14 protein-coding genes and 1 pseudogene are annotated in these 22,340 nt (G+C 74.7%); 3 read left to right on the plus strand and 12 right to left on the minus strand.

Features of this window, described 5'->3' with window-relative positions; translation table 11 throughout:
• The 8 genes from GQS09_RS14315 to GQS09_RS14355 all read right to left on the minus strand — a co-directional run.
• A partial coding sequence (locus tag GQS09_RS14315) for a polyketide synthase (RefSeq protein WP_243761414.1) occupies positions 1-2,118 on the minus strand: 2,118 nt, incomplete at its 3' end.
• 24 nt (positions 2,119-2,142) lie between these two features.
• Positions 2,143-8,604 carry a type I polyketide synthase gene (locus GQS09_RS14320; protein ID WP_165986444.1) on the minus strand — a complete coding sequence of 2,154 codons (6,462 nt, stop codon included), beginning with the start codon at positions 8,602-8,604 and terminating at the stop codon, positions 2,143-2,145.
• 133 nt (positions 8,605-8,737) lie between these two features.
• Complete coding sequence (locus tag GQS09_RS30380) at positions 8,738-9,610, minus strand: 2-oxo acid dehydrogenase subunit E2 (protein ID WP_165986445.1); 873 nt, start codon at positions 9,608-9,610, stop codon at positions 8,738-8,740.
• Positions 9,607-9,873 (minus strand): acyl carrier protein, encoded by a 267-nt coding sequence (locus GQS09_RS14330; RefSeq protein ID WP_165986446.1) that lies wholly within the window; start codon positions 9,871-9,873, stop codon positions 9,607-9,609. Before GQS09_RS14330 ends, GQS09_RS30380 begins: the two co-directional genes overlap by 4 nt.
• Before the next feature lie 155 nt (positions 9,874-10,028).
• Positions 10,029-11,363 carry an HAD family hydrolase gene (locus tag GQS09_RS14340; RefSeq protein ID WP_165986448.1) on the minus strand — a complete coding sequence of 445 codons (1,335 nt, stop codon included), beginning with the start codon at positions 11,361-11,363 and terminating at the stop codon, positions 10,029-10,031.
• Positions 11,364-12,160: 797 nt separating this feature from the next.
• Positions 12,161-13,252, minus strand: coding sequence for a 3-oxoacyl-ACP synthase III family protein (locus GQS09_RS14345; protein ID WP_165986449.1), 1,092 nt, complete (start codon positions 13,250-13,252; stop codon positions 12,161-12,163).
• 459 nt (positions 13,253-13,711) lie between these two features.
• Entirely contained in the window at positions 13,712-14,974 is a 1,263-nt protein-coding gene (locus GQS09_RS14350) for an FAD-dependent monooxygenase (RefSeq protein WP_207957825.1), read from the minus strand.
• A gap of 235 nt (positions 14,975-15,209) precedes the next feature.
• Positions 15,210-17,639, minus strand: a complete 2,430-nt coding sequence (locus tag GQS09_RS14355) for a TOMM precursor leader peptide-binding protein (protein ID WP_165986451.1) — start codon at positions 17,637-17,639, stop codon at positions 15,210-15,212.
• Positions 17,640-17,843: 204 nt separating this feature from the next.
• Between GQS09_RS14355 and GQS09_RS14360 the strand changes: the two genes are divergently transcribed.
• The gene (locus GQS09_RS14360) at positions 17,844-18,314 is read left to right on the plus strand and encodes a hypothetical protein (protein WP_165986443.1); all 471 of its coding nucleotides are present in this window, start codon (positions 17,844-17,846) and stop codon (positions 18,312-18,314) included.
• 5 nt (positions 18,315-18,319) lie between these two features.
• Here the strand turns inward: GQS09_RS14360 and GQS09_RS14365 are convergent, their stop codons facing one another.
• The gene (locus tag GQS09_RS14365; RefSeq protein WP_165986452.1) at positions 18,320-18,925 is read right to left on the minus strand and encodes a DNA-binding response regulator; all 606 of its coding nucleotides are present in this window, start codon (positions 18,923-18,925) and stop codon (positions 18,320-18,322) included.
• A gap of 136 nt (positions 18,926-19,061) precedes the next feature.
• Between GQS09_RS14365 and GQS09_RS14370 the strand changes: the two genes are divergently transcribed.
• A complete protein-coding gene (locus GQS09_RS14370) occupies positions 19,062-19,469 on the plus strand; it encodes a DoxX family protein (protein ID WP_165986453.1) in 408 nt (135 codons plus the stop codon).
• A 38-nt stretch (positions 19,470-19,507) separates the two neighbouring features.
• Here the strand turns inward: GQS09_RS14370 and GQS09_RS14375 are convergent.
• A pseudogene (locus tag GQS09_RS14375) lies at positions 19,508-19,924 on the minus strand (DUF234 domain-containing protein); the annotation flags it as partial.
• 163 nt (positions 19,925-20,087) lie between these two features.
• Here GQS09_RS14375 and GQS09_RS14380 point away from each other — a divergent pair.
• Positions 20,088-20,837 (plus strand): S1 family peptidase, encoded by a 750-nt coding sequence (locus GQS09_RS14380; RefSeq protein WP_165986454.1) that lies wholly within the window; start codon positions 20,088-20,090, stop codon positions 20,835-20,837.
• A 600-nt stretch (positions 20,838-21,437) separates the two neighbouring features.
• Here the strand turns inward: GQS09_RS14380 and GQS09_RS14385 are convergent.
• Both GQS09_RS14385 and GQS09_RS14390 read right to left on the minus strand, forming a co-directional pair.
• Complete coding sequence (locus GQS09_RS14385; RefSeq protein ID WP_243761415.1) at positions 21,438-21,914, minus strand: hypothetical protein; 477 nt, start codon at positions 21,912-21,914, stop codon at positions 21,438-21,440.
• Between the two features lie 81 nt (positions 21,915-21,995).
• Entirely contained in the window at positions 21,996-22,283 is a 288-nt protein-coding gene (locus GQS09_RS14390; protein ID WP_165986455.1) for a hypothetical protein, read from the minus strand.
• Positions 22,284-22,340 lie beyond the last annotated feature (57 nt).

Here is a 22,340-nt window from a genome sequence, read left to right on the forward strand (position 1 = left end):
GTCGGCGGGCAGCGCACCGCGCTGCCACCCCTCCGGCGCGGTGACGCCGTCCGGCGCCAGCAGCGTCCCGGCGGCCCCCGCCGCCGCGGCCTGCGCGGCCAGCAGCCCGAGCAGTTCTGCGTCGTCCCCGGCCAGGACCAGCCGGGTGGCGGCGTCCGGCGCGGCGGGCCGGGGGAGTTCCTCCCAGGCCACCTCGTACAGGCCGGAGGTGCCGGTGCCCTCCTCCGCCGCCGGCGGGGCGGGGGCGATGCCGGGCGCCGGAGCGGCGGCACGGGTGGCGGGGCCGGCGGCGGGGCTGCTGGCGGGGCTGCTGGCGGGGCTGCTGGTGGGGGCGTAGCGGCGGTGCTGCCAGGGGTAGTTCGGCAGCGTCGCCACCCGGCGCGGCGGCTCGTCCCCGGCCGGGGCCTGCGCCCCGGCACCGCTGCCGGTCTCGGTGACGGTGACGGCCGGGCTGGTGCCGCCCTCGGCCAGCACCTGGAGTGCCTCGATGGCCGCCGCCGCGTCCGGTGCCGTGACCTCGGCGCGCATCGGCAGCGCGGCCCGCCCGTGGGTGGCGGTCCAGGCGAAGGCCGCATACCCGGCCGGGTCATCGCCACCGCCGTCGGCGGCCAGGTGGTCGGCGTAGGAGGCGGCCAGTTCGCGCAGTGCCTCGGGGGTGCGGGCGGAGAGGGTGAAGCCGGTGACCGGCGGGACGCCGCCCCGCCCCGGCGCGGCCTCGTCCTCCGCCGGGCCCACGATCACATGGGCGTTGGTGCCGGCCATGCCGAAGGAGCTGACGCCGGCCCAGGAGCCGCCGCCCTCCCAGGGCCGCAGCTCGCCGGACAGCGTCACGCCCGTGCCGTCCAGCTCGATCCGCGGATTGAGCGTGCGGAAGTGCACCAGCGGCGGCACCGCCCGGTGCCGCACGCACAGCACGGCCTTGATCAGGCCGGCCACGCCCGCCGCCGCCTCCAGGTGCCCCATGTTGGTCTTGACCGAGCCGACGTGCAGCGGTGAGCCGCCGCCGGGCCGGCCCAGCGCCTCGACGATGGCCTCCATCTCGATCGGGTCGCCCAGCGAGGTGCCGGTGCCGTGCGCCTCGACCAGCCCGATGTCGGACGGCTCGAGCTGCGCATCGGCCAGGGCCGCCCTCAGCAGACCGGTCTGGGAGAGCACGTTCGGCGCGGTGAAGCCGGAGGACCGCCCGTCCTGGTTGGTGGCGGTGCCCTTGATCACGCCCAGCACCCGGTCGCCGTCGCGCCGGGCGTGGTCCAGCCGCTTGAGCACGACCACCCCGACGCCCTCGCCCCGGACGAAGCCGTTGGCCCGGGCGTCGAAGGCCCGGCACAGCCCGTCCGGGGAGAGCGAGCGGGTCTGCTCGATGACCCGGGTGGAGCCGGGCGACAGCACCAGGTTGACGCCGCCTGCCAGCGCCACGTCCACCTCGCCCCGGCGCAGCGCCTGGGCGGCGGTGTGCACGGCGACCAGCGAGGAGGCGCAGGCGGTGTCGATGGCCACGGCCGGGCCGGTCAGGCCCAGGCTGTAGGCGATGCGGCCGGCGGCGAAGCTGTGCCCGTTGCCGGTGGCCGCGTAGGTGCTGTCGGGGCTTTCGCCGGTCAGCCAGTCCGCGTAGTCCTGGCGGCCGGTGATGCCGACGTAGGTGCCGACCCGGGCGCCGGAGAGCCGGGCGGGCGGCAGCGCGGCGTGCTCCAGCGCCTCCCAGGCCACCTCCAGCAGCAGCCGGTGCTGCGGGTCGATGGCCCGGGCCTCGCGCGGGCTGATGCCGAAGAACGCGGCGTCGAAGTCGAGCACCTCGTCCAGGAAGCTGCCCCGGCCGGGCAGATCCGCCCACTCGGCGGCGAACGGGCCCATCCGGTGCTCGGGCCGGGCCCGCACCAGGTCGGCGCCGGAGCTGAGCGCCGCCCAGTAGCCGTCCAGGTCCTGGATGCCGCCGGGCAGCCGCAGGCCGATGCCGACGATCGCCAGCGGCAGGCCCTCGCCGCGCTCCGCGAGCTGGGCCTTGAGTGACTTGATGGTCGCCATCGCGCGGGTCAGCGGCGTGGCGCGGCCGGAACCGGCGCTCTCCTGGGCGGCGGCGCCCGTGGCGGCGGCGGTGCCGGGTGTGGTGCCGTTCGTCATGGGGGACACGTCCTCAAGGGGTCGTCAGGCCACGGTGGCCAGGGTCTGCTGGCGGTTCTGCCGGCGGTCGTGCCGGTCGTGCGGGTCGTGCTGCCGCTCACCGGCACCGGCGTCCGCGCCGGGCTGCTGCCCGGGCCGCGGCTGGGTGCCGTCCTGCGCGGCGGCCTGCTGCCCGAGGCGTTCGCTCAGCGCGCCGGACAGGGCGCGGGAGGTGCCGTAGGTCCACAGCAGGGTGGGCGAGAGGGTGAGGCCGAACGCGGCCTCCAGGCGGTTGCGGAGCTCCAGGCTCATCAGGGAGTCCAGGCCCATCGCCTTGAACGGGGTCTCGCGGTCGATGTCCTCGGGGTCCAGACGCAGCACCCGGCCGAGGTTCTCCCGGACCCGGGTCTCCACCAGGTTCGGCCGCTCCTCCTCGGCGGCGGCCAGGTAGAGGGAGAGGAAGGCGCCGCCGCCGTCGGCCCGGCCGCCGTTCTCCTTCAGGGAGTTGTGCAGCGTCTCCCAGGTGCGCTGGGCGGCGGTGTCGGGGTAGGCGTCGAACCACTGCCGCAGGTTCAGCGGCATGTAGCCGACGACCTGCCGGTCCTGGCCCAGGTAGCGTTCCAGCGCGGCCCAGCCGTCCTCGGCGGGGAAGCTGGACATGCCCCGGTCGCCGAGGCGGGCGCCGCGCACGTCCTCCTCGGCGGCCAGGCCGATCCCGGCGAACGGGCCCCACTGCACGGCCAGCGCGGGGCGTCCGGCGTGCCGCCGGGCCTGGGCCAGGGCGTCCAGGTAGGCGTTGCCGGCCGCGTAGCCGGCCTGGCCGGCGTTGCCGATCAGCGAGGCGACCGAGGAGAACAGGACGAACATGTCCAGCGGGTCGTCGGCGGTGGCCGCGTCCAGGTGGCGGGCGCCGTCCACCTTGGGCGCCAGCACCCGGGCGATCTGCCCGGGGGTGGCGTTGGTGACGGTGGCGTCGTCCAGCACGCCGGCGGCGTGCACCACGCCGCGCAGCGGCGGGAGGTCCTCGCGGACGCGGGCCAGGGCCCGCCGCACCGCTTCCCCGTCGGCGACGTCGCAGGCGTAGGACTCGACGCGCACGCCCTGCTCGCGCCACCGCTCCATGGCCTCGCGGGCCTCGGGGCCGGGGGCGGAGCGGCCCAGCAGGGCCAGGCCGCCGGCGCCGCGTGCGGCCATGAAACCGGCCAGGGACAGGCCCAGGCCGCCCAGGCCGCCGGTGATCAGGTAGGTGCCGTCGGGGCGGAACGCGCCGCCCGTGAGCGGCTCGGGCGCGATGGTGGTCACGGCCTCGGGGCGGGTGAGCACGAACTTGCCGATGTGGGTGCCGTGCGACATCTCGCGCAGCGCCTCGGCGGCCCCGGTGAACTCCCGCTCCAGGCGGGGCAGCGGGGTGATGCGGCCCTCGGTGACCTCCCGCCAGGCGGCGGCCAGCAGCCGGGCGAACCGGCCGGGGCGGCGGTCCAGCAGCCCGGCCAGGTCGACGGAGACCAGGCTGATGCCCTTGCGGAACTCGCCCAGTCCGATGGTGCGGCCGGAGTAGATGTCCTTCTTGCCGACCTCGACGAAACGTCCGTCCTCGGCGAGGGCGGCCAGGCCGAGCGGGATGGCGGCGCCGGTGAGGGAGTTGAGGACCACGTCCACGCCGCGTCCGCCGGTGGCGGCGCGCACCCCCTCGGCCCAGTCCAGGCCGCGGGAGTCGAAGACGTGCCCGATGCCGAGGTCCTCGCGGAGGTGGCGGCGCTTGGCCTCGGTGCCGGCGGTGGCGATCACCGTGGCGCCCAGGGCGCGGGCGACCCGGATGGCGGCCAGGCCCAGGCCGCCGGCGGCGGAGTGGACGAGGACGGTCTCCCCCGCCTCCAGGCGGGCCAGGTCCACCAGCCCGTACCAGGCGGTGCCGAGCGCCAGCGGCAGCCCCGCGGCGTCGGCGTCCGGCAGGCCGTCCGGGACGGGGACGGCATGGTCGGCGCGGACCGTGACGTGCGACGCCATGGCGCCCATGACGCAGGCGGCGGCCCGGTCCCCGGGCGCGAAGCCGGTGACGCCCTCGCCGACGGCCACGATCCGGCCGGCGCACTCGCCGCCGAGCAGCCCGGCCCCGCCGGTGGTGTCGGGGTAGGTGCCCATGGCCTTCATCACGTCGATGAAGTTCAGTCCGGCGGCGGTGACCTCGATCTCCACCTCGCCGGGGGCGGGGGCGCGGCGGGCCAGCGGGCGGAACTCCAGGCCCTCCCACATGCCGGGGCGGGGCGCGGCCAGCCGGAACGGCTGGGCGGTGGACCGCCAGGGGGTGCGGGGCGCGGCGTCGGTGCCGTCCTCGGCGGGCGCCCCGGCCAGCAGACGTCCGGCCAGACGGTGGCCGTCGCGCAGCACGACCTGGTCCTCGCCGTCGTCGGCCAGCAGTTCGGCGGCGCACGCGGCGGCCCAGCCGCTCTGCTCGGGGGCGGTGTCGATGAGCAGCGGGGAGAGTTCGGAGTGCTCCCGGCGCAGCACCCGGCCGAAGCCCCAGAAGAGGGCGGAGCCCGGGTCGGGCGCGCCGTCTCCGGCCACGGCGGCGGACTGGGCCCGGGAGGTGACCAGCGCCAGCCGCACACCGCCCGGCTGCCCGGCCACCGCCCGCACCGCCTCCGGGATGCGGGCCAGGGCGGCCCGCTGGGCGTCCAGGCCGGCCGCGGCATCGGGTGCCACGACGGCCACGCCGCGCAGCCCGGTGACCTCGCCCAGCGCCTCGGCGGTGACCTCCGCCCCCGCCACGGCCTCCGCCCCGGCCGCCCGCAGCGCCTCGGCGAGAGCGGCTCCCCGCTCCCCGCCCCCGGCGACCAGCCACCCGCCGCCGCCGGCGCCGGCGCCGGAACCGGAACCGGAGCGGTCCCGGGGGACGAAGGCGAGGCGGTAGTCGCGGCCGGTGCCGTCGTCGGCCGCGGCGGCCGTCAGCGGGCGCATCCGCACCCCGGTCATGGTGAGCAGCGGCTGCCGGCCGGCGGTGAAGAGGGTGACGTCGAAGCACTGTTCGCCGCCCTCGCAGGGCAGCTCCACGGCGTGCGACCAGACCTCGGTCACCGGCTCGGCCAGGTCACCGTGCAGGTCGATGCGGCGGACGGCCGTGGGAACGACCGTGACGCCCTCCTCGCACAGCGCCAGGACGGCCTGCAGCGCGGCGTCCCACAGCGCCGGGTGCACGCTGTGCGGGCGGGCCCCGGCGCGGCAGCGCCTGGGCAGCACCACCTCGGCCAGCACCTCCGTCGCGTCCCGGCGCAGCCCGGTGATGCCCCGGAAGGCCGGTCCGTAGTGCAGCCCGCGCGCCGCGCACGCGGCGTAGAAGTCGTCGCCGGAGACGGTCTCGCCGCTCCCGGCGAGGGCGGCGGGGAAGTCCGCCACCGGGCCCGGAGCGGTGTTCTGCCAGACACGGGCCGTGGCGTGCCCGGTCCAGCCGGGCGCGCCCTCGGGCAGCGACAGCAGGGTGAAGCCGCCGCCCTCGGTGACGTCGTCCCGCCACAGCACGCCCATCCGGGCCACGGCCGCGTCGCCCTCGCCGAAGGTCAGGTCACCGGTGAAGGCCACGTCGGTCAGCGACGCCGGCAGTTCCCCGTACCGGGCGCGGGCGGCGGCCAGGGCGTAGCCGAGCATGGCCACGCCGGGCAGCACCACCGCGTCGTCCACCCGGTGGTCGGACAGCCAGGGCGCGCTCTCCGGTCCGGCCTCGAACTCGCCCTGCCACACGTCCTGTTCGGTCACGGACGGGCTGAGGGCGAGCTGCTCCCCCGCGCCTGTCGCGGCCCGCCGCCGCCCGGTCTCCAGCCAGAACGCCGACCGCTGCCACGGGTAGGCGGGCACCGGGGCGCACGCGTCGCGCGGCAGGGTGCCGAACGGCTCCAGTCCGGCCGTGAAGCCGCGGGCGAAGGACAGCGCCAGGTCGGCGGGGGCGCCCTGCCGGCGCCGCAGCGAGCTCAGCACGGCCGGGGCGGTGCCCTCGCGCGCCGCGCCGATCTGCTCGATGGCCGGGGCCAGCACCGGGTGCGGGCTGATCTCCACCACATGGGTGACGCCGTCGGCCAGCAGCGCGCCCATGGCGTCGTGGAACATCACCGGGTTGCGCAGGTTGTCGACCCAGTACGCGGTGTCCATCTCGGGGCCGGCCAGCCGCTCCACCCGCACCGTGGACATCAGCGGCACCCGGCCCTGCCGGGGCCGGAGCCCGGCCAGTGCCTCGGCCAGGGCGGGCCGCAGCTCGTCCATCTGCGGGCTGTGCGAGGCGTAGTCCACGTTCACCAGGCGGCAGTAGACGTCCTCGGCCTCCAGGATTTCCTTCAGCGTCAGCACGGCGTCGGTGTCGCCGGAGAGCACGCTGCTGGTGGGGCCGTTGCTGACGGCCAGCGAGACCAGGTCCTCGAAGCCCTCCAGGGCCTCGCGGGCGGCGTCCGCGCCCAGGTCAACGGCGAGCATCCGGCCGCGGCCGGAGACCCGGCCGGCGATGGCGCTGCGCCGGGCGATGATCCGCGCGGCGTCCTCGTAGGAGAGGATGCCGGCCACGGTGGCGGCGGTGACCTCGCCCTGGCTGTGGCCGACGACCACATCCGGTTCGACGCCGGCCTGCCGCCACAGGGCGGCGATGCCGGCCGACACCGCCCACAGGGTGGGCTGGATCATGTCGTTGCGCTCCAGCCAGCCGTCCCCGGCCTCGCCGGTGACGACGGCCCGCAGGTCCCAGTCGGTGTGCGGCTTGAGGGCCTCGGCGCAGTCGTCGATGACGGCGGCGAACGCCGGGTCGGCGGCGTAGAGTTCGCGGCCCATGCCGGCCCACTGGGAGCCCTGGCCGGGGAAGACGAAGGCGGTCCTGCCGCGTTCCCGGGCGGTGCCGGTGACCAGGCCCGGCGCGGTCTCGCCCCCGCCGCCGTCGCCGTCGCCGCCGCCGTCCGCGAGCTGCTCCAGGGCGGCCAGCACCGGGCCGTGGTCGGCCGGGTCGGCGGCCACCACGGCGGCCCGCACCGGGAAGCTGTCCCGGCGCCAGGCCAGGGTGCCGGCCAGCCGGGGCAGCGGCACGGAACCCTCGGCGACCCGCTCGCGCAGTCCGGCGGCGCGGGCGCGCAGCGCGTCCCTGCTGTGCGCCGAGACCGGCAGCAGCACCGGCCGGGCCGGGGCGGCCTCCGCCGCCGGCCCGTCGCGGCGGGCGTTCCCGGGCGGGGTGGTGATGATGACGTGGGCATTGGTGCCGCCCCAGCCGAAGGAGTTCACGCCCATGTAGAGGGGCCCCTCCTCCGGAAGGGGCAGCGGCTCGCGCACCACATGCAGGTTCAGCTCGTCGAACGGAATGGTGTCGTTGAGCTGTTCCGCGTGCAGGCTCGGCGGCACGACCCGGTGCTGGGAGGCCAGCACGATCTTGAACAGGCCGGCCAGGCCGGAAGCACCTTCCAGATGGCCGATGTTCGACTTCACCGAGCCGACCGGGAGCGGGGAGGCGGGGTTCCGCCGCTGCCCCAGCGCCCGGCCGAGGGCACCGGCCTCCACGGGGTCTCCGCGTTTGGTGCCGGTGCCGTGTGCCTCGACGTACGCGAGCCGGTCCGGGTGGACGCCGGAGTCCTCGTAGACCCGGCGCAGCAGCTCCTCCTGGGCTTCGGGGCGGGGCGTGACCAGGCTGTCGCCGCCGCCGTCGTTGTTGACGGCGGTGCCGGCGACGACGGCGTGCACCCGGTCGCCGTCGGCCAGGGCCCGGGAGAGCGGTTTGAGATAGACGGCGGCGACGCCCTCGCCGCGCACGAAGCCGTTGGCGCCCGCGCCGAAGGCGGCGCAGCGGCCGTCCGGCGACAGGCCGCCGAAGTGGGTCAGCCCGATCGACACATCGGGGGTGAGGATCAGGTTGATGCCGAAGACGAGCGCGCCCTCGACCTCCCCGGCGCGGATCGCCTGGGCCGCCAGGTGCAGGGCCACCAGGGAGGAGGAGCAGCCGGTGGCCAGGGTCAGGCTGGGCCCGGTCAGGCGCAGGAAGTAGGAGACGCGGGCGGCGATCACGTCGATGGCCTCGCCGACCGCGCTGCGCTGGGTGTGCCCGGCGCCGTTGTTCTTGCGCAGCAGCTCGTAGTCGTGCCAGACGGTGCCGGCATAGACGCCGACGGGGGTGCCGTGCAGGTCGGCGGCGCGCACGCCGGCGTCCTCCAGGGTCCGCCAGGCGGCCTCCAGCACCAGCCGGTGCTGCGGGTCCACGTCGGCGGCCTCGCGGTGGGAGATGCCGAAGAAGGCCGGGTCGAACGCGTCGACACCGTCGATGAAGCCGCCGACGTTCTGGATCTGCTTCTCGGGGTCGAGCTGCGCGGAGGCGTCCCAGCGGTCGGCGGGCACGGGCCGGATGGCGTTGCCGCCGTCACGGAGCAGGGTCCACAGTTCCCCGGTGTCCGAGGCGCCGGGGAACCGGCCCGCCATGCCGACGATGGCGATGGGCTCCCCGGCGGCCGGGGCGGCCGGGCGCGCGGAGTCGTGGTGGTCGGATTCTGCGTGCATCTCTACCTCGGTCGAAGACGTGGACGGTCGGGCGGCACGGGCATCGGTGGCCTGCGGAAACACGGCCGGACGGGCGGCGGGCACGGACTGCGGGCACGGGCTGCGGGCACGGGCGGCGGGCCGCCGCCGGGGCTCAGAGCTCGGGACCGGCGGCGGGGCCGTTCTCCAGACGGGACTTGACCCGGGCCAGCACCTCGGAGGCCAGGGCGCCGTCGACGGCCCGGTGGTCGAAGGCGAGCGAGAGGGTGAAGGCGGGCGCCACATGCACCCGGCCGTCGCGGGCCAGCGCCGTCTCGGCGATCCGGCCCACGCCGAAGCCGAGAGTGCCGGAGATCATCGGGAAGATCGCCCGCACCGGCTCCTGGCCCACCGAGGTGACCGAGAAGGTGCCCTGCAGGGCGGCCCGGCGGCTCGGGTCGGCCATGGCGGCCCGGTAGACCAGGCGGGCCACCGGCAGCGGCAGCTTCTGGATGCGCGCCAGCTGCCGGAACGGCCCCTCCTCGGCCACCTCGGCGTTCTTGTAGGTGGTGACGTAGCTCTGGATCTCGTGCGGGGTCAGGTTCTGGGCGGCCGGGATGGTGCCCGAGACCACGCAGCGCACCCCGTCCACGGTCTTGTCGAACAGCACCTTGGCGGCCACGTCGTCCGGCACGGCCAGCCGGGGCCGGAACCGCCCGCCCCAGAACAGCGCCCGGGACTCCGGGTAGTCGGCGACCACATCGGCCGCGGCCTTGACCACCAGGCTGATGTAGCTCAGCTCCGGGTTCTCGGCCTTGGCCTCGGCCATCCGGCTGGCGTCCACATCGGCCCACAGATAGACGTGGCAGGTGCGGCGGGCCCCGGACAGGAAGGTCAGGGTGCCGCGCCGGGCGCGGGGGAACGGGCCGGTGCGGGGCGGCGCGGGCGGCGGCGCCGGGGCGGGCGGCAGGTAGGCCGCGTCGGCCTCGGCGTCGAAGGCGTCCCCGCTTGCCCCGCCGACCGCTCCGGCCGGAACGACCGATGTCATGACAGCCCCTCTCCGGCGGCGTCCGCCACCAGCTCGGCCAGGTCGCCCAGGGTCTCGGCGGCCATGAAGCGTTCGTAGTCCAGCGGCGCGCCGGCCTCGCGCTCCAGGTAGACCAGGACCCGCATCTGGTTGACGGAGTCCCAGCCCTCGGTGGTGGCCAGCACGGTGAAGGTGGTGAGCTGGTTCGGGTCGGCGTCGAGCAGCTGGGCCAGAGCCTCGGCGACCAGTTGTTCCGCGGTGCCGGCGGGTGACTCAACGGACATGGAAGGCTCCCTTGTCATCGGGGACCCGTATCCACGCGGGAACTCCGGGGAGCGGGNTGGCCAGCACGGTGAAGGTGGTGAGCTGGTTCGGGTCGGCGTCGAGCAGCTGGGCCAGAGCCTCGGCGACCAGTTGTTCCGCGGTGCCGGCGGGTGACTCAACGGACATGGAAGGCTCCCTTGTCATCGGGGACCCGTATCCACGCGGGAACTCCGGGGAGCGGGTCGGTCAACGGGCGGCGCCAGGCGGTGGCGCCGGTGTCCGGCTCGGCCTCGCCGTCCGGGGCGAAGCCCTGGCCGGCGTAGAAACCGGCGAACCGGGTGTTCTTGGGGCTGGGCACGAAACGGCCGGTGACGGCGGGTGCGCCGGCCGCCCGTGCGGCGCGCAGCACCAGCGCGAGCAGGGCGTCCTCCACGCCGCGGGCGAAGACCCGGCAGCTCAGCACGTAGTTCTCCACCGCCCAGGCGCCGTCCGGCCGCTCGGCCAGGGCCAGCGCGGCGATCAGGCCGTTGTCGCCGAACTTGTCGGTGAGGCGGGCGCCGAAGAACGCGCCGCTGCCGTCGGCGGCCCGGCGGGCCAGCTCCTCCTCGCCGTAGCGCAGGCCGGTCAGGTTGAACTGGTTGGTCTTGCCGAAGAGCTGCACGATCCGGCCGGTGTTCAGCGGCCCGGCCGGCTCCACGGTCAGCTCGGAGTCCAGGGCGGCCAGGTAGCTCGTCAGGTCGGTGGCGGATTCGGCCGCCTCGGCGCGGGCGGCCCGCGCCCGGTACAGCTCGGTACGGCCCCGGTCCTCCTCGGTCAGCCGCAGGGTGAGGAAATCACCGCGGGCGGCCAGGTGGGCGGCGTAGTCGGCCGGGTCGGGCGGCAGTTCCACGGTGGCGACCTGCGGCAGCTCACTGCGCATCAGGCCGCGCTCCACCTTGCTGTCGTCCACGAAGACCATGGCGTCGACGCCGAGGTTGAGATCGCCGGCCAGCTTCCGCACGCTGCCCGGCTTGGGCTCCCAGTGGGCGTGCACGGCCACGAACGACTCCGGGCCGAGAACCATCTCCGGGTGGGTGGCGATGGCCTCCCGGGCGCGGTCCTCGTCGTTCTTGGAGGCCACGGCCAGCAGCACGCCCTGCGCCTGGTAGTCGCGGGCCAGCCGCTGGAGTTCGCGGTGGGCCGAGCCGGGGTAGGCGCCGCCCAGCTTCAGGCCGCCGACCCCGTCGTCGCCCAGTACCCCGCCCCACAGCGTGTTGTCCAGGTCCAGCACCAGGCACTTGGCGGCCCGGCCCAGATCGGCGCGGGCCACCCGGGACAGCTCCTCGGCCAGCGCCAGCAGGTATTCCGGGCTGTGCACATGGGCGGCCAGGTGGCGCATCCGCCCGCCGCCGAAGACGGGGCCGCCGGCGCGCTGGGCCAGGGACTCGTGGGAGAGCACCACGGTGGCGGGCAGGGCGGCGGCCANACAGCTCCTCGGCCAGCGCCAGCAGGTATTCCGGGCTGTGCACATGGGCGGCCAGGTGGCGCATCCGCCCGCCGCCGAAGACGGGGCCGCCGGCGCGCTGGGCCAGGGACTCGTGGGAGAGCACCACGGTGGCGGGCAGGGCGGCGGCCAGGTCCGAGATCTCCGCGTTCATCCGCTGCCAGGCCGCGTCCAGCCGGGCCCGGGCGGCGTACGACACCAGGCGGTCGCGGCGCAGCGGGGACAGCGGGACGGTGCACAGCACCACCAGCCCGCCCAGGGTCTCCCGGGCCCGGCCGGCCCAGGCGGCCAGTTCGGCGGGGAAGGCGGCGCAGCGCCCGGCCACGGCCTCCGCGTCCAGCGGGTCGCCGATCTCGTCGAAGACCGCGCCGTCGTCCAGAAGGCAGACGGTGAGCCGGGGGTCGAAGCCGGCGAAGGCCGGGGCGCCGGAGAGGATCTCCAGCCGCCACTGGTTGAAGCCGGCCTGCCGGATCTCCGGCAGCATGCCGTCGCGCACCAGCACGGCGGTGAGCAGCGGGGTGAGGGAGTCCAGGGTGGAGCTGCCGAGCACGGCGATCCGCTGCCCGGTCAGGGTGCCGGAGGCGGCCAGCCGCTCCCGGCGGGCGGGCGCGGCCAGCAGGCCGCCGGCCGCCTCGACATCGATGGCGCCGAGCCGGTCGGTGGCCTGCCGCAGCAGCTCCCGCACCGGGGCCGGGTCCTCCGGCAGTCCGGCCCGCACCAGTTCCCGCAGCCGCCGCACCGGATGCGCGTCCCTGCCGGGGGCGGAACCGCTCCCCACGGCGCCCGGGGCGCCCGGGGCCGCAACGGCGCCGCCGTGGGCGGTGTCAGCGGACATCGCGGCGCTCCTCCCCCGGCGCGGCCGGCCGGTGGCGCAGGGCCATGCCGGACAGCACCCACTTGGAGGACTCGATGGTGGTGACCAGCACCCGGCTGCCGCCCGCCGCCGCGCCCGCGCCGTCCGCGCCGATCCGCCGCAGCGCGCGGCAGAGCTGGATGAACGGCAGGGCGTTGCCGTTGTTGCCGGTGTCGGCCACACAGGAGACCGCCTGGTCCTCCCGGACCCCCATGCGCTCCCGGATCTTCTCCGTCATCACGCCGTTGAGCTGCGGCGGCAGCACGTAGTCGACGTCGGAGAGCTGCCAGCCGGTGACCGCGGTCAGCTCGTTGAGCACGGTGACCGCCAGGTCCGGCACCCGGGACGCGATGGCCTTGTAGTCCTCGTGCGCCATGGGCTCGCGCACCTCGGTGCCGTCCGGGCCGGGCACCAGGGGCGCGCCCTCGGCGCCGTACCAGCGCACGATCTGGGCGGGGGCGCGGCCCTTGCCGGTGGTGCGGAGCATCAGATGCTCCACCGCGAAGCCGGGCCCGGCCGGGTCGGCCTCCACCAGGGCGGCGCCGGCGCCGTCCCCGAACAGGGCGAAGTTGGCCAGCTCGGCGGGGCGGGCGTGCTGGATGTCGCCGTCCGAGGGCCACAGCTTGACCACCGAGTCGGCGCCGATGACCAGGCCCCGGCGCAGGCCGCCGGCCAGCAGCGCCCGCGCCGTGTACAGGCCGGTGAGCGCCCCGGCGCAGCCGGAGGTGAGCTGGAAGGTGGGGATGTCGTTGAGGCCGAGCCGGTCGGCGACCACGTTGACCGTGGCGGGCATCAGCTCGTCCGGGGAGGCGGTGGTCAGCACCAGGAAGTCCAGGGCGGACGGCCCGGTGCCGGCCGCCTCCATCACCCGCCGCCCGGCCTCGGTGGCCAGGTCGCCGGTGGTGCGGGGGGTGCCTTCGGGTCCGGCCGGGTCGCAGAAGTACCGGCTGCGGTTGCCGGTCATCTTCTCCAGCCACTTCTCGTGCAGTCCGAAGCGCTCCGCCATGTCCCGGTTGGTGACCGGTTCACCCGGCAGCACTTCACTGAGGGCGGTGAGTCTCACTGGTCAGTCCCCTTGAACGAGGGTGGTCGTGGGCTTCTCTCCGCGCGGCCGTTCCCGGCGGGAGCGCCGGGCCGCCGGCCTGCACAACCCGGTGGCTTGCGCGGCATACGCGGCGTGCGCAGCGTGTGCGCTGTGTTCTGCTTGCTCCTGTTTCATCCCGTGGTGCGCGCTCGGCAGTGCTCTGCCTGCTTGGCGGCGCTTGTGCGTTCTGCTCAACTTGACCCTAGAACCGGGCACTTGAGCCGGACTATGAGCCCGATAGCGGCGCCGCGGACCGCGAGGACGCCGCAAGCGGCAGACGGACGGACAGACGGACAGACGGACAGACGGGCAGGCAGGGAGGCAGGCAGGGAGGGAGGGAGAAGGAAGGAAAAAGGAGGGAAGGCCCGCGCTCCGGGCCCGCTCGCGCCGCCCGCCGGGGGACGGCCGCGGGGCGGCGGCGGCCCGGAGCGCGGTGCCTCAGGCGGCCGAGGGCGCGGCGGGGGTGGGTGCGGCCTCGGCGCCCGTCCGGAGGTCGGCCGGGTCGACGGGATGCGGCGCGTTGATGACCTTGCCGAAGACGACGTACTTCAGCGGCAGCCGGTTGAGGGTCCGGAACCGGGCCCGGCGCACCCACACCTTGGCGGGCTTGTGCTGGGCGAGGGCCTTCTCCTGCATGCGCTGGAAGCGGGTGACCCGGTTCTTGTGGCGGCGCCGGACGGCCACGAAGGAGTCGAACGCCGTGGCCGGCACCGGGCCGGTGCCCCTGCCCAGCGCCGCGGCGATCACCGGGGTGATCATGACCACGTCCTGGATGGCCAGGTTGACGCCCTGGCCCAGGATCGGGGTGCAGGTGTGCGAGGCGTCGCCGATCAGGATCAGGCCGTCCCGGGCCCACTGCTCCATCTCGGCGGTGAAGATCTCCAGGAAGCCGGTGTCGTCCCAGGTGCGGACGTGCTCCTCGACGAGCGGCCCGAGCCGCGGGTCGATCCCGGCTATGCCGGCCCGGAACGCCTCGATGCCGCGGCGGCGCAGCTCGCCGAGGCCCCGCTTGGGCAGGTTGTGCCCGACGCGCAGGTAGTCCGGCCAGGTGGGCAGCACCACCAGGTGCTTGTCGTGGTTGACGACCAGCTCGGCGTGCTGCCCCCAGTCGGCGGGGCGGGGCAGCTTGAAGGAGAGGAAGTCCCGCTGCTGCGGGGTGATCTCCGCCTGCAGCCCGGCCTCCTTGCGCACCTTGGAGAACCGGCCGTCGGCGCCGACGACCAGCCGGGCGGTGACGGTGACCCGGTTGCCGTCCCGGTCGCGCAGCCTGGCCCCGGTGACGGCGCCGTCGTTCTCGGTCAGGGCGGTGCAGGTGGTGCCGGGGGCGTAGGCGTAGTTCGGCAGGCCGGCGGCGGCGTCGTGGAACAGGCCGATCAGGCCGGGCTGCGGGATGTCGATGGGCAGCGCGCCCAGGCCGAACCGCCCGTAGTCCACGTGCAGGACCTCCTGGCCCTCCATGCGCATGGACACCGCGGTGGTCTCCAGGTAGCCGTGGCTGTCCAGGGCCGGGCCGAAGCCCAGGCGGCGCAGGGTGACCACGGAGGGGGCGGCGAGGGTCTCGCCGCGGAAGTCACGGTCGAGGGTCTGCTGTTTCTCCACGACGAGGACGTGGACCCCGCGGCGGGCGAGCAGGCAGCCGAGCAGCGCTCCGGCCGGTCCGCCGCCGACGATCAGCACGTCCGGATTGGTCGGGATGCTCATGGACATCTCCTTGGGAGCTGGACTTGTCTGGTGGAGCGGGCGGTGGGTCGGGCCCGCGGCAGGACAGCCGCCGGTCGCGAGCTGCACGGCCGCGAGCCCCCCGCCGCTGTGGCGACTGGACCGTCCCGACGGTAGGAGCGGGCGCTCGGCCGGAACTTGAGATGCCGTCGCGTCCCGGACGCGGCGGGCCGGGGGCCGCCCGGCCCGGGGAGCCGTCCGTCCGGCCCGGGCGGCCTCAGACGAACAGGGGGATCGGATTGAGGTCCTCGTACGCGGTGGGCCCGGCGACGCGTCCCAGCGCCACCGGCACGTCGAAGAGGCGGCCCGGGGCGAAGCGGGCCCAGAAGTGCCGCAGGCCGGGCACCAGCACCTTGACCACCGGCAGGCCGATGTCCGGCCGGGTCTGGTCCAGCACCAGCAGTTCCAGGCCGCGCTCCTGCAGCAGCCCGGTGACGGCCGTGATGTCGTCCCGCAGATCGGCGCGCGGCCGGTACTCCCAGTCGCCGGGGGTGCGCGGCGGAGCCGCCGGGTCGGGCGCGAGGTACGGCTGCGCGGCCACGGTCTCCCCGGTCCACCAGGCGCGGGTCTCCGGGTCCTGCACGCCGTAGCCGGTGCCGTCCGGCCGGACGTGCCACACGCTGGGCAGCAGCTGCGCCATCTCGGTGACCGCGCGGCGCAGCGCCACCCGCGGATCGAAGTGGGCGCCGAAGCCGAAGACGATGTCCTCGGCCGGCTTGTCGGTGCGGCGGGAGAGCACCGCCACCACGGGGATGCCGAGATCGGAGGTGAGGTCCAGGGCCCACAGCGTCCGGCCGCCGCGACGGCAGCCCTCGGCCACCCTCGCCACGGCCGGTTCGGCGAAGGCGTCCAGGTCCAGGGCGGGCTGCCGGGTGCGGTTGTACCACCACAGCGCCACCGCGTCGCGTTCCACCAGTTCCAGGGCGGCCTGGACGAGGGCGTCCTCGGGGCTGCTGCCGGCGCCGTTCCCGTTGGAGTCGGCGCGCAGCCCGCAGCCGGCCGCCGACTGGGCCGGGGAGGCGTAGTAGAGCAGTTCGGTCGGCAGCAGCTTCTGCCGCCCCTGGGTCAGTGACCACACCGGGGTCCACTCGCACTCCCGGTCGGCGTCGAAGCGGGGCGGGACGTAGTGGAACGGCGAGGGGTTCCGCGCGTTCCAGGTCTCCCGCTCCGCGAACTGCCGCTCGTCGAAGAGCTGGCAGTCGTTGGGGTGGACGGCGTCCGCGCCCAGGCCGCGCAGGGTGTCGCGGACCACCGGCTCGTCGCCGTGCCGGACTCCGCAGTAACGTTCCAGCGCCTCGCAGAGCGCGCTGGTGCGGGCCTCGGTGTCGGTGCTGCCCTTGCCGCCGCTCAGCGCCCGCAGCCCGGCCCGCACCCCGGTCAGGGTCCGGGAGCCGACCGCCAGATTCGGCCCGGACACATAGGCGTGCACGAACTCCGGTGCCCGCGGGTCGCGGCGCAGCTCCGCCACCACGCCGGTGGCCGTGTCCACCAGATGCCCGTAGCGGCCCAGCACCTCCTCGGCGCGGGCCGCCCGGTGACCGTTCCCCAGGTCCGCGGCCTTGGGGCGGGACCGCGGCACGAACGCTGTCCCCACCGCCCGCGCCACCATCCCCGGGTCGCCGCAGGAACGGCACTGCGGCCGGCGCGTCACCGGGTGGCTGACGGTGCGCAGGGTCAGGGTGTCCACGGAGCGGATCTCGTGCTGCCCCGGGTAGCGCATCCCGGCCAGCCACTTCGCGGTCTCCAGCACCGCGGCGTGCTGCGCCATGGCCCGGCCGGACGCCAGCGACGCCTCCGGGCGGGGCAGCGGTCCGCTCAGCCGCAGGGCGCGGCGCAGCGGCTGCTCGGCGGCCCGGTGGCCGGCCAGCCGTACCGCCAGGCAGTGCCAGCAGGCGCCATCCGGCTGGAACAGCGGACCCACCCAGGGCACCTTGCCGGACAGCTTGGCCAGCAGCCAGGGGCGGCCCGCGGCCCGGTGGCGGTCGTCCACCTCGGCCAGGGCGGGCAGCAGGTAGTCGTCGCACAGCACCAGCGACAGATCCGCGTCCCCCGCCCCGCCGCCGCCGGCGCCCTCTCCGGCGCCCTCGCCGGCGGCCTCGCCGTCCCGGTCGTCCCCCTCCAGCACGGTGATGCCCGACTCCCGGCAGGCCTCCCGCACCGGCCCCGGGTCGGCGGCGGCCAGATTGACAATGCGCACGGTCGCGGCGGCCAGGCGGCAGGGGCCGCCCTCCGGCAGGCCGGCCAGGTCCCAGTAGGCCTCGGCCGCCGGGTCGGCGGCGGCCCGGCCGGCGTCGGGCCTCCCGCACTCCCCGCCCAGCGGGCAGCCGGGCGGGCAGCTGTGACCTGCCGACGGCTCCCGGCGGGTGCGCAGCAGGCCGGCGGCGTCCAGGCTGCGCAGCCCGCCGACCACGTCGGCGGGCGACAGCCGCGGGGCGGCGGCCTCCAGCACGCCGCGCAGCGTGCGGGTGCCGTCCAGCAGCGGCGCCAGGACCTCGGCGTGCCTGCCGCGCAGGGCGGTCACCCCCTCCTGCGACACCAGATAGGCCGCCTCGCCGGGCACCACCGTCACCTGGAGATGGCTCTTGAACCCGACGACGACCCGGTCGTCTTCGGAGGTCGTGCTGTTGTCGATCACCCCTGCGTTCATGGTGTTCCCCCAGTGGAAGTCTGACGGGACGGTAGAGAAATCGTGAGGGCTGGGGCGGCGGGCCGGACAGTGGAACGCTCACCGAACGACCGTGAAACCGTCACTTGACGCGGCCCGAGCGGGGCTCAAGCGGCACTCCGGCACGGCCGGAGAGGGGGCGGCCAGCATGGTGCGCGAGCCACCGAACCGACAGGAGATGGGGACATGGCCGGCAGGAAGCAGTGTGACGCCATCCAGTTCGTGAGGCGACAGCCGCGCGCGCTCTTCAAGGCGCTGGCGGCTTTCGGATGGATGTGGATGCCCCGGCCGGCCGAAGCCGATGTCCCCGGAACCGTCACCGGGCCCGGAGCCGATGACGTCTCCGGGCCCGCGGGGGCCCGACGCCTCCCGCAGAGCCCGCCCGGCGCAGCGGGGCCCACCGGGCCCACGGGCCCCGCTGCCCTCAACCGGGCGGCCCAGCACCTCCACCCGCACCCCGCTCCGCACCCGCACCCGCACCCGTGGCCGGCCTGGGCCGATCCCGTGGCCGGTGCCTGGGCGGGCCGGTGGATCTTCGACGACCCGCCGCCGGGCCACCCCGAGCGCCTGGTGGCCGGACCGCTCAGCCCGCTGGAGACCGAGCTGGCCCGCGAACTGCACCACGGCATCCGCGGCAGCCGCCGGGAAAGGCGGTGAAACGCTCAGATCCACCCCTGCTCGCGGGCGATCCGGATGGCGTCCACCCGGTTCCGCGCGTTGAGCTTGGTGACCACCGAGGTCAGATAGTTGCGGACGGTACCCACCGACAGAAAGAGGCGCGTGGCGATCTCCACCGCCTCCGCGCCCTCCGCCGTCATCCGCAGCACCTCGGTCTCGCGCTGCGTCAGCGGGTTGGCTCTCGCCTCCCAGGCGGAGAACGCGAGCTGACGGTCGATCACCCGCTCCCCCGCCGCGACCCGGCGGATGGCATCGGCCAGCTTGGCGGGCGGTGCGTCCTTGGCGATGTAGCCGGAGACCCCGGTCTCCATCGCCCGGCGCAGATTCCCCGGCCGGCTCAGGCCGGTCAGCATCAGGGTGCGGCAGCTCGGCAGGCGCTCGTGGATCACCTCGGCCGCCGACAGCCCGTCCGTGCCCGGCAGATCGATGTCCAGAACGGCCACATCGGGCCGGTACTTCAGCACCGCGGGGACAATGTCGTCCCCGTGGTCGACCTCGGCGGCGACCTCGATGTCGTGCTCGAAGTCCAGCAGCGCGACCAGCGCACCACGGATCATGTGCATGTCCTCAGCAAGCACGATCCTGATCATCCTCTGATCCCCCGACGAGGCGGTGTGCACAGCAAGTGAGAGCGCCCCTCTCACACTACCTCCGCAACTCACGTCCGAACATGGCTCGTTCGGCGCCGCCCGGCCGCCCCCCGACCCCACAGAGAGGCAGGGCCCCGTGAAGTCCCCCGTGAAGATCCTGGCCGCCGTCGCATCCGCCGTGGTGATCTTCGAGTTCAGCCTCCAGGCCATCGGCAAACTCGCGCTGATGGAGGAAATGCAGGTCCAGTTCGAGGACATCACCGGCAGCCGCTTCCCCACGCCGTTGACCCTGGCCCTCGGCGCCGCCGACGTGGCCGGCGTCGCCGCCACCGTCCGCGGCTTCCGCAAGCCCGGCTACGCCGTCGCCGCCGGCGCCTACTTCACCCTCTACACCGGCGTGCTGCTCACCTTCCAGCTCGCCCGGGGCAACAGCGGCATGCTCCTCTTCCGCGGCGCCCTCTTCTTCACCTCCGCCGCCGCCCTGCTTGTCACCCGCGCCATCCAGCTCTCCCGCACCCGCACCACCCCCGCCCCGGCCGGCTGACCCGGCCGGGCGGGGAGTGGCGGGGACCCGGGTCCGGGTCAGTGCCGCCAGTCGTCCAGCAGCTCGGCCGGCCCCAGGGCCGCGGTCAGGCCGCCGGAGCAGGCGGTGCCCCTGCGGGAGACGGCCAGCAGCGGCACGGGCCGATCGGTGAGGCGGGCGCGGTGCGCGTGCAGCGCCGCCAGGTCGTGCCCGTCGAACGGGGCGTTCTCCCGCCACGTGACCGAGCCCAGGAACACCAGCTCCCGGACGACCGGCTCACGGTCGGCGCCGACGAGGTCGATCTCCGCCTCGTTGCCGCGCGTCCAGTAACCGCCGACGACGGGCGCGGACGGCAGCCCGCCCTGGGGCGGCAACCGGGCCAGGGCCTCCCGTACCAGCGGCTCCACGGCCCTCCCCCGCCAGCTCGTCCACTGCCGCCGGATGTGGTGCAGGACCAGGTCGCCGCGGGCCCGTTCGCTCCCCGGTGGAAGGCGGCCCCGCCGGGACCACGAGGGACGTGCCTGGCCGGCGGCCCGCGCTCCAGCAGCTCACGCGGTCTTCTGCTCATGGACGGGCGTTCCGAGAATGGCGGAAAGAGTCCGGCCGGGTGACCCCCGGCCGCCGTCCCTCGGAGGCGTGATGAGATCCACCCGATCAGATCTGCCTGCCCGCCCCTTACTGCCCCGCCGGCTGCGCGGCCTGCTCGCCGCCGCAGCCGCCGCACTCGCCCTGCTGCTCGCCGCCACGGCGACCCCCGCCGCCGCCGCGGCGGCGGCCCCGGCACCGACACCCGCCGCCGCGCCCCCGGCCGTCTACGGCGGCGACACCCTCTACAGCAGCGACCACGGCCGCTGCACCCTCTCCTTCAACGCCTACCGCGGCGGGGCGCCGCACGGCATCATGCCCGGCCCGTGCGGTCCGGCCGGCACCCAGTGGTACCTCGACCCGGCCCTGACCACCTACGTCGGCACCACCACCAGCGCCGGCCCGGCCTACGCCCTGCTCACCTACGCCCCCGGCGTCAACGCCGTCCCCGGCGTCAACGCCGTCCCCGCCGTCCGCCACGGCTCCCAGATCCGCTACCTCACCGGAGCGGCCACTCCGGCGATCGGCCAGGCTATCTGCCACCACAGCCAGGTCTACGGCATCCGCTGCGGCACGGTGACCGGCCTCAACCAGACCATCAACTACCCCGGCGGCATCGTCTACGGCCTGATCCGCGCCACCACCTGCTCGGCCCCGGGAGACCTCGGCGCCCCGGCCGTCAGCGGCACCCAGGCCATCGGCTTCGTCTTCGCGGGCAACGGCAACTGCACCACCACCGGCACCACCTACTACCAGCCCCTCCTCCCCATCCTCTCCGGCCTCGGCCTCACCCTCACCCCCTAGCACACCGGCCGGGAGGGCCGCCCCGCCCCGCGGCGCGGCCCTCCCGCACAGGGATCGCCCGCCTCAGATCCTGACCACACCGACAGCGGGACCGCTCAGGACCCGGAGGTCTTCGGGGCCCCAGCTCAGAACGGTCGCGGGAGGCGGGACAGCCCAGTGCGGTGGCGGCCACGACGGCGTCCAGGGCGACCGTGTCCCCGCGCCGCCGCATCCGATTTCGCGATCTCAGGCACTCGACCGCCACCCCTGCTCCTGGACAAGGCATCGAACTCGCTGTGATCGAGGACCTCCGCGGCCACGCCCGCATCGGCGCAGCCACCACGGACTACGCCCCACGTCCGTCACCACCTCCAGCGCCAGGCCATCGACGCCTTGAGCACCGCTCTCGACGGCCCGACGAACACCAGAGTGGAGAGGCCGGACGGCGACGAACCGCCACCCTCCACGACGGGCGTCCGCTGACGTTGCCGAAGCCGTCAGCTACTGCCATCAGAACAGCTCGGGCCCCGCCGGGACGCTCCCGACGGGGCCACAGAATTGCTCCTGCACGCAGGTTGATGCGGAGGTCGACTTTCCGCAGCCGCAGATCAGGAGAGTCCGCTACTTCTTCGCGACCATGGAAATCCCGCCCATTGCCAGGGAGAACATTCGGGCCAGAGCCTTCCGAACATCGGAGTCTCGATCAAGCCGCTCCAACGATTCGTACCTCGCCGGATCAATATCGATCGCAGCAACTCCCCCAGCTCCTTCGTCGCCAACGGTCGAAAACAGGAGAAGGCATCGGTAGGCCCGCACAACTCCCCCTCTCTCTTCACGCATCAGCGACTGAAGGACGACGCTTCCTTCCTTGACCTGGCTGCGGAGCGCATCCACCGAGGTCCACCGGGTCGCCCAGCCTCGTTCCTCCGCCTCCCGTTGGATTTCGAGCAGCGCATCAAAACCGATCTGACACACACGGAAGTCGGAGTCAGTCGCACGAACTACAGACATCCGAGCATCAATCCTCACCCAAAACATCGATACGGATTGGCGTGTCTGGGTCGATACGCCCGTCCTGGATTCTCCTTCGGAGTTCATCCCAGCGATGATGCACTCCAAGGACCGCTTCCCCGCTTCAACGAGTCCAGAAGCTCCTGGTCGCTCAGTTCCCCGTAATACCTACATCAGCAGCCGATCCAACTCATTGAGGGCGGCATCAATGGCTTGCTGATCCTCAAGAGGCAGCTCTTCCTGATCACCTCGGTCAAGAGCAACAGCATAGAGTTCCTCCAGGACCCACCACTGCGAGCGGAGATTCTCACTCCACGCGGATTGCGCGAAATTGGACCAGATGGCATCGAGATCATCGATCAGCTGGCGGAGCGTGATCCCTCCCGACCTATACTTCTCAATCGACTGGCGCGCGCCATCACGTAGCCATTCTTGAGCCTCGAGATCCCCACTCACTGCCGAATCCTTCCAAAGCCCACTATGGCAACCCGCCAGACGCGGTGTCCACAACCA

The sequence above is a fragment of the Streptomyces sp. YIM 98790 genome (assembly GCF_011421595.1).
Classification (GTDB): Bacteria; Actinomycetota; Actinomycetes; order Streptomycetales; family Streptomycetaceae; genus Streptomyces.